Source organism: Pseudomonas sp. C1C7, from assembly GCF_013359595.1.
Lineage (GTDB): Bacteria > Pseudomonadota > Gammaproteobacteria > Pseudomonadales > Pseudomonadaceae > Aquipseudomonas.
Genome location: NZ_JABFMP010000010.1, coordinates 82,471 through 97,421 on the forward strand (window position 1 = coordinate 82,471; position 14,951 = coordinate 97,421).

10 protein-coding genes and 1 pseudogene are annotated in these 14,951 nt (G+C 60.3%); 5 read left to right on the forward strand and 6 right to left on the reverse strand.

What is annotated here, in order from left to right; genetic code table 11:
- Positions 1–238: 238 nt before the first annotated feature.
- Complete coding sequence (locus HNO86_RS10880; RefSeq protein ID WP_175376992.1) at positions 239–1,450, reverse strand: pyridoxal phosphate-dependent aminotransferase; 1,212 nt, start codon at positions 1,448–1,450, stop codon at positions 239–241.
- Between the two features lie 227 nt (positions 1,451–1,677).
- Between HNO86_RS10880 and msrB the strand changes: the two genes are divergently transcribed.
- From msrB to HNO86_RS10895, 3 genes are all read left to right on the forward strand, one after another.
- Complete coding sequence (gene msrB, locus HNO86_RS10885) at positions 1,678–2,073, forward strand: peptide-methionine (R)-S-oxide reductase MsrB (protein ID WP_175376993.1); 396 nt, start codon at positions 1,678–1,680, stop codon at positions 2,071–2,073.
- A 164-nt stretch (positions 2,074–2,237) separates the two neighbouring features.
- Complete coding sequence (locus HNO86_RS10890; RefSeq protein WP_175376994.1) at positions 2,238–2,723, forward strand: glutathione peroxidase; 486 nt, start codon at positions 2,238–2,240, stop codon at positions 2,721–2,723.
- Positions 2,720–3,181 (forward strand): MarR family winged helix-turn-helix transcriptional regulator, encoded by a 462-nt coding sequence (locus tag HNO86_RS10895; RefSeq protein WP_175376995.1) that lies wholly within the window; start codon positions 2,720–2,722, stop codon positions 3,179–3,181. Before HNO86_RS10890 ends, HNO86_RS10895 begins: the two co-directional genes overlap by 4 nt.
- Here the strand turns inward: HNO86_RS10895 and HNO86_RS10900 are convergent.
- The gene (locus tag HNO86_RS10900; protein WP_175376996.1) at positions 3,165–5,528 is read right to left on the reverse strand and encodes a response regulator; all 2,364 of its coding nucleotides are present in this window, start codon (positions 5,526–5,528) and stop codon (positions 3,165–3,167) included. The genes HNO86_RS10895 and HNO86_RS10900 overlap by 17 nt on opposite strands.
- Before the next feature lie 116 nt (positions 5,529–5,644).
- Here HNO86_RS10900 and HNO86_RS10905 point away from each other — a divergent pair, with 116 nt between their 5' ends.
- Together HNO86_RS10905 and HNO86_RS10910 are read left to right on the forward strand one after the other, a co-directional pair.
- On the forward strand, positions 5,645–6,535 hold the full coding sequence (locus HNO86_RS10905) for a DUF815 domain-containing protein (RefSeq protein ID WP_175376997.1): 891 nt from the start codon (positions 5,645–5,647) through the stop codon (positions 6,533–6,535).
- Positions 6,532–7,014, forward strand: coding sequence for a GAF domain-containing protein (locus tag HNO86_RS10910; protein WP_175376998.1), 483 nt, complete (start codon positions 6,532–6,534; stop codon positions 7,012–7,014). The genes HNO86_RS10905 and HNO86_RS10910 overlap by 4 nt, the downstream gene beginning before the upstream one ends.
- Here HNO86_RS10910 and HNO86_RS10915 read toward each other — a convergent pair whose 3' ends face one another.
- The 4 genes and pseudogenes from HNO86_RS10915 to HNO86_RS10930 all read right to left on the reverse strand — a co-directional run.
- Positions 7,015–9,960 carry an HD domain-containing phosphohydrolase gene (locus tag HNO86_RS10915; RefSeq protein ID WP_175376999.1) on the reverse strand — a complete coding sequence of 982 codons (2,946 nt, stop codon included), beginning with the start codon at positions 9,958–9,960 and terminating at the stop codon, positions 7,015–7,017.
- Between the two features lie 48 nt (positions 9,961–10,008).
- Complete coding sequence (locus HNO86_RS10920) at positions 10,009–13,650, reverse strand: transporter substrate-binding domain-containing protein (protein WP_175377000.1); 3,642 nt, start codon at positions 13,648–13,650, stop codon at positions 10,009–10,011.
- Between the two features lie 8 nt (positions 13,651–13,658).
- Positions 13,659–14,285, reverse strand: coding sequence for a response regulator transcription factor (locus HNO86_RS10925; RefSeq protein ID WP_175377001.1), 627 nt, complete (start codon positions 14,283–14,285; stop codon positions 13,659–13,661).
- A gap of 237 nt (positions 14,286–14,522) precedes the next feature.
- Positions 14,523–14,909 (reverse strand): annotated as a pseudogene (locus HNO86_RS10930) (response regulator); the annotation flags it as partial.
- Positions 14,910–14,951 lie beyond the last annotated feature (42 nt).

The following is a 14,951-nucleotide window of genomic DNA, read 5'->3' on the forward strand; positions in this document are numbered from 1 at the left end:
TTCAACCGGGTGACTATTTCAAACTGTGTCCTACGGCAATAGCTTAGCTGCTTGCAGGATATTTCCGAGGTCAGGCCGAGAAGGGTTTTCGAGGCGATGCAGGTCCCAGGCCCTGTGGTTGTTGGACGCAAGCAGGCAGCGGGTTGTTCGTAGAGGGGAAGGGAGGCAGGGCGCAAGCATGTGTTGCTGAATGAATCACCGTGCGATGGCGTGGGGACATCGCACGGTGACAGGTCGCTTACTGGCGGTAGGACTTGAGGAAGTTGCCGATACGGCCGATGGCCATTTCCAGGTCATCGACGCGAGGCAGGGTCACGACGCGGAAGTGATCCGGCCACGGCCAGTTGAACGCCGTTCCCTGCACGATCAGCAGCTTTTCGGACAGCAGCAGGTCGAGGACGAACTTCTCGTCGTTGTGGATCGGGCAGACTTTCGGGTCAATGCGCGGGAACGCGTACAGCGCGCCCATCGGCTTGACGCAGCTGACGCCCGGAATGTCGTTGAGCAGTTCCCAGGTACGGTTGCGCTGCTCGAGCAGGCGTCCTGGCGGCAGCACCAGATCATTGATGCTCTGATAGCCCCCCAGCGCGGTCTGGATCGCGTGCTGGCTCGGCACGTTGGCACACAGGCGCATGTTGGCCAGCATGTCGATGCCTTCGATGTAGCTCTGGGCGTGGTGTTTCGGCCCGGAAATGGCGATCCAGCCGGAGCGGAAACCGGCGACGCGGTAGGATTTGGACAGGCCGTTGAAGGTCAGGCACAGCAGGTCCGGCGCCAGGGACGCGGTGCAGATGTGCACGGCATCGTCGTACAGGATCTTGTCGTAGATCTCGTCGGAGAACACCACCAGGTTGTGCTGGCGGGCCAGTTCCAGCATGCCCAGCAGCACTTCCTTGGAGTACACCGCACCCGTCGGGTTGTTCGGGTTGATGATCACCAGGGCCTTGGTGTTCGGGGTGATCTTGGCCTTGATGTCTTCCAGGTCCGGCCACCAGTTGGCCTGCTCGTCGCACAGGTAGTGCACCGGATTGCCGCCCGACAGGCTCACGGCCGCGGTCCACAGCGGGTAGTCAGGGGCCGGCACCAGCACTTCGTCGCCATTGTTGAGCAGGGCCTGCATCGACATCACGATCAGCTCGGAGACGCCGTTGCCCAGGTAGATGTCTTCAATGCCGACGCCTTCGACCTGCTTTTGCTGGTAGTACTGCATCACGGCCTTGCGCGCGCTGAACAGGCCCTTGGAATCGCTGTAGCCCTGGGCGGTCGGCAGGTTGCGGATCACGTCCTGGAGGATTTCGTCCGGCGCTTCGAAACCAAATGGCGCCGGGTTGCCGATGTTCAGCTTGAGGATGCGATGGCCTTCCTCTTCCAGGCGTTTGGCGTGCTTGAGCACCGGGCCGCGAATGTCGTAGCAGACGTTGGCGAGCTTGTTCGATTTGCTGACCTGCATGGCGATGTGTTCCTGAAAATGAACGATCCAGGCGGCGAGTGAACAACCGTACTGGGAATCCTGCGTAATCTCACAGGCCTGACGCCTTGAGAGGCTGCACCCGTAAATCCGTTTGAATGCGCGTGGTCCGGCTGCCAGACTGGCGTTTTGACGAGGCGCAATCATACGTGCCGCCCGATCCGTGGAAAAGGTACAGATCGGGCTTTTTCAGCTGCCGAGGTGTAACGATGGAAAAGTTGGAAAAAACCCTGGAAGAATGGAAAGCCATGCTCGACCCCGAGCAATACAACGTGTGCCGTCTCAAGGGCACCGAACGGCCGTTCTCCGGCAAATACAACGACAGCAAGGTCGACGGGATCTACCACTGCATCTGCTGCAACGAGCCGTTGTTCGATTCGAAGACCAAGTTCGATTCCGGCTGCGGCTGGCCGAGTTTCTATGCGCCGATCGGCGACAGCGCCATGACTGAAATTCGCGATGTCAGCCACGGCATGATCCGCACCGAAGTGGTCTGCAGCAAATGTGACGCGCACCTGGGCCACGTGTTCCCCGACGGCCCGCCGCCGACCGGTCTGCGGTATTGCATCAACTCGGTGTGCCTGGACCTGGTACCCCGCACATAAAACCCGGCCCTGTAGGAGCACGGCTTGCCGGCGAAAGCGTTCTTGAGGACGCCTTCGCCGGCAAGCCGTGCTCCTACAGGGGGCGGCGCTTCTATAATTGGATTGCACACAATTCAATTGCTCGCTATGTTTGCTCCATTCCCTTCGAAACCGGAGCTTTTCCCATGAGCGACAACCTGCTGAGCATCCCGTGCACCACCATCAAGGGTGAGCAAAAGACCCTGGCGGATTTCGCCGGCAAGGCGGTGCTGGTGGTCAATACCGCCAGCAAATGCGGTTTCACCCCACAATACAAAGGCCTCGAAGAATTGTGGCAGACCTACAAGGACCAGGGCCTGGTCGTGCTGGGCTTCCCCTGCAACCAGTTCGGCAAGCAGGAGCCGGGCAATGAAGGCGCCATCAGCGAGTTCTGCGAACTGAACTACGGTGTCAGCTTCCCGCTGTTCAAGAAGATCGAAGTCAATGGCACCGGCGCCCATCCGCTGTTCGTGCAGTTGAAGAAACGTGCCCCCGGCGTACTCGGCTCCCAGGGCATCAAGTGGAACTTCACCAAGTTCCTGATCGGCAAGGACGGCCAGCTGGTCAAGCGTTTCGCCCCGGCCACCAAGCCGCAGGACCTGAGCCGCGAGATCGAAGCCCTGCTCAAATGAACAGCCTGTCCGCCGACTCCCTGAATCTCGACAGCCAGCTGTGCTTCAAGCTGTACGCCGCGTCCCGGGCGGTGATCCGGGCCTACAAGCCGATGCTCGATCAATTGGGCCTGACCTACCCGCAATACCTGGCGATGCTGGTGCTGTGGGAGTGGCAGGAAAAGGTGCCGGAGCAACCGACCGTCAAAGCCCTGGGCGAGCGGCTGGCGCTGGATTCCGGCACCCTGACGCCGTTGCTCAAGCGCCTCGAGCAATTGCAGCTGGTGCAGCGACAGCGCTCGGCCCGGGACGAGCGTGAGGTGCACTTGAGTGTGACGTCGGAGGGTCTGGCCCTGCGGGATCAGGTCGGCCCGCTGAAGGCGCGCCTGTTGTGCGACAGCGGTGTGGACCTGGATCGCCTGAGCGAGCTGCGCGAAGGCCTGGACCACCTGTTGGGGCAGATCAAGGCACTGTCGTGAGCGGAATCCAGGTATCGAGCAGCGCGCCCAGTTCTTCGCGGCGGAAGGGCTTGGCCAGGTAATCGTTCATGCCCGCCGCGCGGCAGCGCTCGCGCTCCTCGGACATGGCATTGGCGGTCAGCGCAACGATGGGCAGTTGTGGCCAGCGCCCGCTGCGGCGGATCTGTCGGCTGGCCTCATAACCATCCATCACCGGCATGTTGCAGTCCATCAGCACCAGGTCGAATTCGCTGTTCTCCAGCTGATCCAGCGCCTCGACGCCATGGGCGGCGACGATGACCTCGCAACCCAGCTTGCCGAGCATGCCCTTGGCCACCAATTGATTGACCGGGTTGTCCTCCACCAGCAGCACCCGTGCCCGACGCTGCGCAGACGGCGTGTCGATCTGGGTTTCGCTGATCGTGGTCATTTCCGGTTGCAGGATGCGCCGCAGGTTCTGATACAGCGCATTGCGAGCCAGCGGGCGCGCCTGCTGCTGCAAGGGTGCGAGGGCGCTGACCTGTTCGCTGGGCAGGAAGCTGCCGTAGGCGGTCACCAGCAGAATCGGCGCGCTGATGGCCGGACGCAGATTGAACAGGCATTCGGGGCAATCGGTAATCAGCACATCGGGGTCCAGGCCGATCAGCGGATCATCGATGGACCGTTGCTGATACTCCACGCCCCAGACCGGCAAGACGCTGGACAGCAATTCCGCCAGACCACTGCTGGCGGAGGTGATGGCGATGACTTTGCCGCCCAGGGTCGAGGGGACGACGGCCCGGGTATGGCGGGGCAGTGGCAGTTCCGCGCAGAACTGGCTGCCGAAGCCGGCTTCCGAACTGATGCTCAAGCGGCCATTCATGGCTTCGCACAGGTTGTAGGTCAGGGCCAGGCCCAGCCCGGTACCGCCAAACTGCCGGGTAATCCCGGCACCGGCCTGAGTGAAAGGCTGGAAGATCTTGACCTGAGCGTCCTGAGGGATACCGATCCCGGTGTCGCAGACTTCGATCCTGACACCTTCGCCAAAGGTCGACAGGCGCACATCCACACGCCCGAAACGGGTGAACTTGAGTGCGTTGGACAGCAGGTTGCTGACGATCTGCCGCACCCGGGTCGGATCCCCAAGTACCAGCGCGGGAAACTGCGGATCGATCAGGCAAGTCAGCTCGACACTGGGCGCCGCGTTCTGCGACAGCAGGTTGGCGGTGTCTTCGATCAGCGAGCCCAGGTCGAACGGAATGTGTTCGAGTTCGAGCTGACCGGCATCGAATTTCGACAGGTCGAGAATATCGTTGAGCAATTCCACCAGCACCTTGCCCGAGTCATGGGCGATGGACAGCTGTTGTTGTTGCTCGGCCGTCAGCGGTCCGTCGAGGGACAGCGCGATCATCCCCAGCAGGCCGTTGAGGGGCGTACGGATTTCGTGGCTCATGTTGGCGAGGAACACCGAGCGCGCTTCGGCCATGTCCAGAGCGGTGCTGCGGGCGACTTCCAGTTCCTGGTTGGACTGGCTGAGCCGGGCATTGATCGCTTTGAGTTCGGTGGTGCGCGCCGAAACGATGTTTTCCAGTTGACCGAGGTAATCGGTCAGGCGGTTTTCCGCGTTGCGCCGTTGCTGAATCTCGGTGGCGACATTCTCGAATTGCTGATTGGCGACGGTCACCAGCACCCCGATCTCGTCGTTGGCATGCCCCGGCGGACACTCCAGGGCGGTCGGTTCCATGCTGCGCGAATCGCGGCCGCTCAGTTCACGGATCACCCGCACCAGCGGCTTGGTCAGCATCACATAGAACAGCGCCAGCAGGATGCCGGTCAGGATCAGACTGCGGGCAAAGCCGTTGAGCAGGGTCACTTCGGCGCGACGCAGGAAGCGATAGCCAAAGGAATAGGTGTCGACGTCCAGTTGCAGAACGCCAAGGGATTCGTTGGGCAGGTGATCCAGATAGAGGCGGTCCTCGAACCGCCGGTCAGCGCCGAACAGCAGGTCGCTGAGCACGCGATAGCCGCTTTGCAGGCCGGGACGCTTGACGTTGGCCAGCACGTTGCCGTTGTTGTCGGTCAGCTTCGCGCCGATGATCGCCGGGGAACGCAGCAGGCCCATGGTCAGTTCCTGAGCCAGCTCGGCGTCGATGTTGTAGGCGATGCGTGAGGCAGGGTTGTGGCTGATTTCCAGCAAAGACAGGATTTCACGGTTGATGGAGGCGTCTTCGCTGGCATAATCGATGCCTATTTGCAGCAGGCTGAGCAGCGTGCCCAGAATGAAACCCACCAGCACGGTAAGCCGGGCTTGTTTGTAGGACAGCCGGTTGGTGAATTTGATATCCATGGGGTGTTGGACCACTTCCGTTTCCCTTCGCTGCTCAAGCATAGCCGATCATGCTCGATGTTCTCGGGAGCCTTCTACCGGGGCTTTGGCCGGTCATCAAGCGCTATTTGCCATCGCTGTATCACCATCATTATTGTCAACTTGCCCGAGGAAAAGACGTGGATTCCCGATTGAATGCTTTTCTTGAACGCGCCGACGCCGTTCTGGCCCGTATCGAACCGCTGTTGCCCACCCCTCGGCAAGCCATCGACTGGACGACCTGCCTGGCGGCTCGCTGGCAGCGCGAAGGGCGCAGCGGTTTCCTGCTGCCGCTGCAAGTCAGCCTCGACATGCGTCTGTCCGACCTGATCGGTGTCGATCGGCAGGTGGAGCAACTGGGCCGCAACACCCAGCAATTCATCGACGGTCTGCCGGCCAACCACGCCTTGCTCTGGGGCTCGCGTGGCACCGGCAAATCGTCGCTGGTCCGCGCCCTGCTGGCCGAGCATGCGGCAGGCGGCTTGCGCCTGATCGAGATTGAGCGCGACCACCTGGCTGACCTGCCGCGGGTGGTCGAACAGATCGCGAAACTGCCCCAGCGTTTCGTGCTGTTCTGCGATGACCTGTCGTTCGAGTCCGGCGAGGGCGATTATCGCGTGCTCAAAAGCGTACTCGACGGTTCCCTCGAACAGGCGCCGGACAACGTATTGCTGTACGCCACTTCCAACCGTCGCCACCTGGTGCCGGAAAAGGAAAGCGATAACGAAAACTGGAAACGGGTCGATGGCGAATTGCACCCCAGCGAGGCAGTAGAGGACAAGATCGCCCTGTCGGATCGCTTCGGTCTGTGGCTGTCGTTCTATCCGTTTACCCAGGAACACTTTCTCGACGTCGTCGAACACTGGATCGGTCAACTGGCCGACAAGGCCGGCCTTGAGTGGCAACGCACCGAGGAACTGGACATCCTCGCGGTGCGCTGGGCCACCGGGCGCGGCAATCGCAACGGACGTTGCGCGTATCAATTTGCCCGCTATTGGGTCGGGCTGAAACTGTTGGAGCACAAGGCATGATCGATTTACAAATGAGCGGCCAGGGCCTCGAAGGCTACGGCATGCTGCACGCGCAGCTCGAATCGCTGCTGGCGGACGAGCGGGATTTCATCGCCAACGCCGCGCAGTTTTCGGCCTTTCTGTTCAACCAACTCGAAGACCTGAACTGGGCCGGTTTCTACCTCAACCGTAACGAAGAACTGGTGCTGGGCCCGTTCCAGGGCCAGATCGCCTGCGTACGCATTCCCTTCGGTCGTGGCGTGTGCGGCACCGCGGCGGCGACCTTGCAGACGCAGCTGGTCGAGGACGTACACGCCTTCCCCGGTCACATCGCCTGCGACAGCGCCTCGAACAGCGAAATCGTGGTGCCGCTGGTCAAGGACGGTCGCCTGATCGGCGTGCTGGATCTCGACAGCCCGAAACTGGCGCGCTTCACCGCCGAGGACCAGGCCGGTATCGAGCAATTGGCAGCGATTTTCCTGCGCCTGACCGATTGCTGATTACACCGTCAGGCCGGCTTTGATCAGCAGGCCTGACGCGTCCACCGCATCGATCTGCCGAGGATCGAGGAAACGCTCGGCGTACTGCCGATAGATGCGTGCCTCGATGAACAACCTGAACAGCTGCGGATCGATGTGGGCATCGCGGCACATGAACGCCATGATGCCCAGCGCCTCGCTCAGCGACTTGGCCTTCTTGTAAGGCCGGTCGGCGGCGGTCAGGGCTTCGAAGATATCGGCAATCGCCATCATCCGCGCCGGCAGGCTCATCTCTTCGCGTTTCAAGCGTTTCGGGTAACCGGTGCCGTCCATTTTCTCGTGATGGCCGCCGGCGATTTCCGGGACGTTGCGCAGATGGGCGGGGAAGGGCAGCTGATTGAGCATCAGGATCGTCTGCACCATGTGGTGATTGATGATGTAGCGCTCTTCGCTCGTCAGGGTGCCGCGGGTGATGCTCAGGTTGTAGAGCTCGCCACGGTTGTACTTGTAGCGCGGAACATTGAGTTTGAACCCCCAGGGATTGTCCGGCGCGATCAGTTCGGTCGCGGGGCGTTCGAACAGGTGTTCGGCCTTGTCCGCCAGCAGCCATTCGGTCACCGGCAAGGTCGGGGCCGGAGTGCGGGCCTGGCGCTGGTTCTCTTCCCAGGAAACGCCCAGACGGTCATCCAGGGTTCGCGTCCAGGTGCGCTCGGCGATGCGGCGCAGGCGCAGCAGATCGTCCTCGGCCATGGCCTCGCCGCCCAGATTGCAGTTGGCGACAAAGGCGAAATCCTCATCCAGCCCTTGCAGCGTGGCATCGCGCAGCTGTGCCAGCGTTTGCTCATCGCCGCCTTGCGCGAGCGCGCGCCAGTAACTCACCCAGGCATCGCGCTTGAGCACCTCGAAGCGGGTACGGATTTCGTGGATGCGATCGTTCAGGGTTTCCAGTTTCGTGGCTTTATCGACGACGTATTCGGGCGTGGTGACCTTGCCGCAATCGTGCAGCCAGGAGGCGATGTGCAGCGCCTCCCATTCATCCTCGTTGGGTTGGTAGCCACTGAACGCCGGGTCGTTGCTGGTCGCCGCGGCTTGGGCGAGCATCAGCGTCAGGGCCGGTACGCGCTGGCAATGCCCGCCGGTGTAGGGACTCTTGGCGTCGATCGCGCCGGCCAGCAGCTGGATGAACGACTCCATCAGCCGTTTCTGGCGGGCTTGCAGCCGCTTGCTTTCGATACTCACCGCCGCCGCGCCGGACACTGCCTGGAGAAACGCGATGCGATCGGGACGCAGTTTTTCCAGGTCTTCCTTGTTGCCGCTGTCCTCCAGCAGGAACACCAGCAGGCCCACGGTTTCATTGTGGCGATTGTGCAAGCGAATGCCGATCAGATGAACCCGTGGGCATTCCAGTGCGAGCAGCACTTTCTGCAAATCCCCGGCCTGTTCGAAACCCAGATTGCTGACGACATTGTCGGCGGTCCACAACTGCTGCATCCAGTCCGGGCTCTGCGGATTTTGCAGTTCGTGAGTCTGCAGGTCGAAGGACGCCAGGGGTAGAGCCGTCTCCTTGATCACCAGGCCACGGGGTTCCATGCGGTCGTCGTCGCCTTCGCGCAGGTAGATCAGACCGGCCTGGGCCTGGCCGATCTTCACGGTTTCAAACAGCACCCGTTCCAGCAGAGGATCGAAACGGGTTTCGGCGCTCAGGCTGTCGGTGATCTGGAAGAAGCTCGCCAGGGTGTCTTTCATCCGTGACATCGACACGCTCAGTTGATCGATCTCCAGCACCGGAGAGCGCCGGGACAGCGGTCGGTTGAAATCGAAACTGCGGATGGCATCGGCTTCCAGCACCAGGGCTCGCAAGGGTTTGACCAGGATGCGCGAAGTCGCCCAGCCCAGCGGTATGCACAACAGCAACGTCGCCAGGGTAATCAACGCCCCTTGCCAGCGCATGCGGTAGGCATCGACGAGCAATTCATCTTCCGGCACCAGCATTGCCAGTTGCAGGCCGTTGGGTCCGCCTTCCTGCATGCTGCTGCGGGCGACGATCCACTGGCGACCGCCGGCATTCAGGCGATTGCCTTCATGGGGGGCGTTGAGCAGTGCATTCAGGCTGGGGTTCAGGTCGGCGGCCTTGATCAGGCGAGCGGTCTGGTCGTCGATGATCAGGCGGCTGGCGTCGGGATAGGCAACGGCATTGCCGTGGGTATCGAACAGCACGATCTGGGTGGCGGGCGTCACCACGTGCTTGGCCAGGGTGGCACTGAGTTCGGCCAGGGTCAGGTCTGCGCCCATCACCACCTGCTCGCCACCGCGCCGGGCCAGGGTGGTACCAACGTTATGGGTGGAAAAGAACACATAAGGTTCGGTGGTGATCTGATCTTGATCGCGGCTGGCGCTGGTAAACCAGGTACGGCTGCGCGGATCGTAGCTGTCATCGGGGTTGCCGTGGCGACTGATGAAGGTCAGGCCCTGATCGAAAAACAGCGATTGGGAATGCACCTGGCCGCTGCTGTTTCGCTCGATGCTCCAGACTTGATAAGCCGCTGTTGCTGGAGCGTCGAGCAGGGTTTTCAGGGCCTCGGTTCGCAGCGGTCGAACCATGAAAAAATCGCCGTTGCCGTAGCCCAGGTACAGCGACGCCAGATCCGGGTTGTCGATGAGCGACTGGCTGAAGGGTTTGAGCAGTGTCAGGCGCTGTGTCAGGTCGGTGCCGTTGATGGCCGGGTTGACGACTTGCAGGCTCAGCAGGTGGCGGATTGGTTCATAGGTGGCTTTCAGGTCCAGGCGCACGTCCTGCTCGATGCGCTCGAACAGCTTTTCGCTGCTGGACAGGATGATCTGAGTGGTTTGGTGGTAATTGAAGATGCCCAGCACGATTCCGGTAAACAGAAGCAGACAGGTGAACATCACGCTGATGTGAACGTGCAGCGGGAATCGCCGAGGGTCCGGACGCAGTGGGTCAGACATGCAGGTCACTCCGTGATGGTTAACACACTGCTCAGCGTCCAAGCATAGTTAAGCCTCTGTGGTTCTGCTGTGGTCGTTGTCGGCGATTTGTTGCAGCAAAGCCTGGTCCAGTTCCAGCAATGCGCGCTCCACGGCGGCGGCGCAGTGGGCGACCTGCTCGGGAGCAAAGGGCGTTCGGCAAGTGCTTTCGAGGGCTTCGCAGCTGTCGATCAGTCGAGAGGCCTGGACGATCCGGGCGGCGCCCTTGATTTTGTGGGCAATATCGAGAAACGCCTGGGGCTCGGTGGAGTCGCGCAGCGCCAGCAGGCCCTGGCGATCCTGACGATTGCTGTTGAGCAGTTCGGTCAACAGGCGCAGGTTCAACGCCGGGTTGCCTCCCGTCAGCTGCTGCAAACCTTCGAGGCGGAAGGCGGGGGAACGGACCGTCGGTGCCAGGCCTTCGACCCTGTGGCTCAGAGCCGTCAGCGTCAGGGGTTTGAACAGGCAGTCATCCATGCCCGCGCGCTTGCAGCGCTGGACCTCTTCGGGTTGGGCATTGGCGGTGAAACCCAGGACGGTGCACGGCGCTTGTCGCGTCTGTTTTTCGTATTGGCGGATGGCCCGGCACAGCTCGTAGCCATTCATGACCGGCATGTTGCAATCGACGATCACCAGATCGAATGCGTCCGCTTTCCATGCCTCGAAGCCTTCGCGGCCATCCGCTGCGACGCAGAAGCGATGACCGAGAAATTCCAGCTGCTGGCACATCAACAGGCGATTGGCGGCATGGTCATCGACCACGAGCACCTTCAATGGAGCACTCACGGCGTAGACAGGTGGGTCAGCTTCCCTCACTTCAAACTCCCGTTTCAGTGCCGGCAACAGCAGCGACATTTGCACACGCGTACCGACGCTGGGCTGGCTGCTCAGTTGCAGGCTGCCGCCCATCCTTTCACACAGGCTGCGGCTGATCACCAGTCCCAACCCGGTGCCACCCTGAGCTGTCTGCCCGGTGTTGGCGGCCTGGGTGAAAGGCTGGAACAGTCGTTGCTGATCCTGCGGGCTGATACCGATGCCGCTGTCCTCGACCTGCAACTGCATCTGCACCTGATCGGGCTCGTTGGTCGGGTGCAGTTCGACACTGATCCTGACCTGACCCTGTTCGGTAAATTTGATGGCATTGCTGACCAGATTCGACAGCACCTGTTTGAAGCGCAAGGGATCGAGCAGGACGTCGACGGGTGGATCCACCGGATTGAAATCCAGCTGCAGTTCCAGGGCTTTCTGCCGAGCCAGTCCGTCGAATATCCGCACCACGGACGCCACGACTTCCCGTAAATTGACCCGTTCGGGGCTCAGGCTCAGGTGCCCGGACTCGATGCGGGCGATGTCGAGAATGTCGCCGATCAACTCCAAAAGGTCCCTGGCCGAGTTGTAGGCGACATCGATGGCGGGACGATCCGGGTGTTGGTGCTCGATGCGCTTGAGGGTCAGTTCGAGCATGCCGATGATTGCATTCATCGGCGTGCGGATCTCGTGGCTCATGGTTGCCAGAAAGGTACTTTTGGCCCGGTTGGCTTCATCGGCGCGTTCCTTGGCGCAACGCAGATCATCGAACAGTTGTCGGCGTTCGCTGATGTCGATCCAGCCACCGATGATGCCCTGCACCTCGCCGCTGGAGTCGCGGTAGGGCAGGATCCAGTGATAGATCGTCAGCCGGCGGCCGCCGATGTGCATCGGTCGGTCGAGGATCAGCGGCGTGCCCTCGGCCACCACGCGCTGGTAGTCGGCCTGATATTCCCGGGCCTCGAAAGCATTGCTCAGGGAGCCTTCGATGACACTTTTGCCGATGACGTCCTCGCGTCTGGCATTGAAGGCTTGCAGGTAGCTGTCGTTGCAGCTTTGCAGCAGGCCCTGGCGATCACGCACGTAGATCGGATGCGGCGTGCCGTTGACCAGCGAACGCATGAACTCGAATTGATCGCTCAAGGCACGTTCGGCGGCTTTGCGTTGATTGATCTGACGCCGCATGTAGGCGTTCCAGGCAACGGAGATCAGCAACAGGACGCCGGCACCGATGACGATTTGGTAGAACAGCCGGTGGTAGTGACGCCAGGAGTTTTGCGCAGACGCCGAATAACCCCGCCAACGGCTGTTGATGATGCCCAGTTCTTCCGGCGAGATGCTCAGCAGGGCCTTGTTGAGAATGTCATGCAGCTCCTTGGCCCCGTGCTTGGTTGCCAGGGAAAAGGCGGCCTGTTCGGTGCCGATGGTGGTGCTGATCTGCAGGGTATGCTCGAACAGGCGCGAAGAAATGAAGTAATTGGCGATCACCAAAGAATTGACCGCGCCTTCCGCCAGGCCTTCGGCGAGCATTTCCACGGCGCTGAAGGTGTCGGGGGTTTCAATGACCTTGATCAGTGGAAACTCGCGCCGCAGATAGTCCACCAGCGGATGGCCCTGGGCGATGGCCAGGCGCCTGCCTTCAAGCTGCGTCAGGTTAGCGGGGCTGTCTTCGGCCTTGCGCGTCAGCAGGACATAGGAGTTTTGCAGGTAGGGACGGCTGAAATTCAGCAGGGTTTCCCGTTGCGCGCTGGGGAGCAGGGCGGCGATCAGGTCGGCCTGGTTGGCCTCGACTCGCTGGATCATGTCGCTGTCGCTGCGGCTGCGCTGGATGTCGAAGCGCAAGCCGGTGCGCAGCCTGATCAGTTCGAGCAAATCCGCCGCGACACCACGCAGGTTTCCCTCGCTGTCGAAAAAGGTCAGCGGCGCGAACGCTTCGTTGACCACCACGCGCACCACCGGGTGTTGCGCCAGCCAGCGTTCCTCGCTGTAGCTGAGTTCCAGTTTGTGATCGGTGAGCAGAATGTCGCTGCCGGCGCTCCAGCGCCGGGCGATGTTATCGCGAACGCTGGAGGGCACGGCTTCGAGCATCGCGTTGACGATGCCCAGCAGTTCGGGATTGTCCTGGCGCACCGCGAAACTGAAACCATGGGCTTCGTGTTTGCCGAAACTGGCCATGCGGATGTTGTTCAGGTAACCCTTGTTGATGATGTAGTGGGTGGAAATGGTGTCGCCGAGAAACACGTCGGCCTGATCGAAGGCAACCGCGTTGATCGCGTTCTGGTAGGACGGATAGGAGGTGATGAGCGCCTTCGGATACAGGGCCTTGACCTCGTCCAGCGGCAGGTAGTGATAGACCATGCTCAGGCGCATGTCGGCCAGCCCGTCGGTGAGGGCGCGTGATTCGCCTTCGCGGGTCACCAGCACCGGCTGGTCCACGGCGTAGGGTTGGGACAGGACGATATCGCTGTTGCGCGCCTCGAAGCCATTGGCCGTACCCAGCAGGTCGACCTCGCCATTTTCGAGGGCTTCTATGGCTGCGCCCCGGGAAGGGAAGCGCTGCACCCTGATGGGCAAATCGGTGACCTTGCCGAGGATGCCCGCGTAATCGGCGGTGAAGCCCTCGTAGTCGCGGCCGCTCAAGGTCAGGTCAAAGGGTGGATAGTCCGGTGCGGAAGTGCCCAGGACCAGTTCCTGCCTGTTCTTCAGCCAGCGCTTTTGTGCGGCGTCCAGTCGAATGTCCAGGTGCCCGGCCGTCGAACGACTCAGCAAGTCGTAGGTTTCACTGTGCTGTGCCGCGAACGATGAACTGTTGAGGCAAAGGCCGACGGCAATCAGTATCAGATAATCCATTACGCGACTGGGCATCCTGTTTCTCACACGAGTGCGTTGCGTTTGGCCATTTCGATGAGTTCAACCAGCGACCTGGCCTTGAGTTTCTGCATCAGTCTTTTCTTGTAAGTGCTGACGGTCTTGTTACTCAGAAACATGCCCTTGGCGATTTCCTTGTTGGTGCGACCTTGTGCAAAAAGTTGCAGCACCATCAGTTCCCGGTCGTTGACCGACTTGAACAACTCCAGTTCGGCGCAACGGGCTTCGTCGCCACGAACCGGATTCAATGCTTCGCTCGGGAAATAGTTGTAACCCGACAACACGGCTTTGATGGCGCTGACCAGTTCGCTCAGGTCTTCCTGTTTACAGACATATCCGGACGCACCGGATTGCATGCAGCGAATCCCGAAAAGTGTCGGGCACTGTGCTGTCAGTACCAGGGTCTTGAGCGGGGTACTCATTGCGTTGAAGCGCGCCAGCACTTCCAGGCCATCGAGCTTGGGAATGCTGATGTCGAGAATGACCAGGTCCGGCATGCATTCACGGACCATCTGCATGGCATCGACCCCGTTGTCGGTTTCACCGATGACTTTGTAGCCCTCGTGCTCAAGCAGCATACGAACCGCAAGCCGGATGACAGGGTGATCGTCGACAATAAAAACGGAGTTCATAAAAAAGTCCCATGCGAACTGTAATAAAGCGCGCACCTTAGCTCAGATAGTTGGTGTGACGTATGAACGGACTTGGTTGCAAGGGCAAAATAGGAATCTTCCTACAAGCAAAAGAGAATGGGACTACGTGCCAACTAGATTTTTTACGTTGGGTAATGGCGTTTATATAAAGTTAGTTGCAGTGTTTGTAGGTTTTCTTGAAGGGTTATTGTTGTTTTTCTGAGCGCTGTTTTTTAACGGGCTCGAAGTCAATAGTTGTATGAATTCGTCCTGTTTCAGTGGCTTTATCAAATAACCCAGCAATGGGAGATCATGGGCAATTGCCATGTCTTCGATCCTGTCCAGTTCGGCCGCTGTCAGGCTGCTCAGCAGAATGGCCTGTCTGATCATTCCACGCTGACTGGCGAACTTGACCAGCTCAATGCCGGAGATATCAGGCAAACATTGATCGCACAAAAGAATATCGAAAGGTTTATCAGCGCCCAGCATTTTCGTCACTGCACCTTGTGCGCAGTCAGTGGTGATCAATTGGTTGAAGCCATAACTTTCGAGCAGGCATTGAGTTGCCTTGAGCTGGAACGGATGATCTTCCACCAGCAAGATGCGCAGATTGTCCTTGTTCATATTTTTATGCTTCTTTTTGAGCAAAAGAGGCGCGATTGTTTC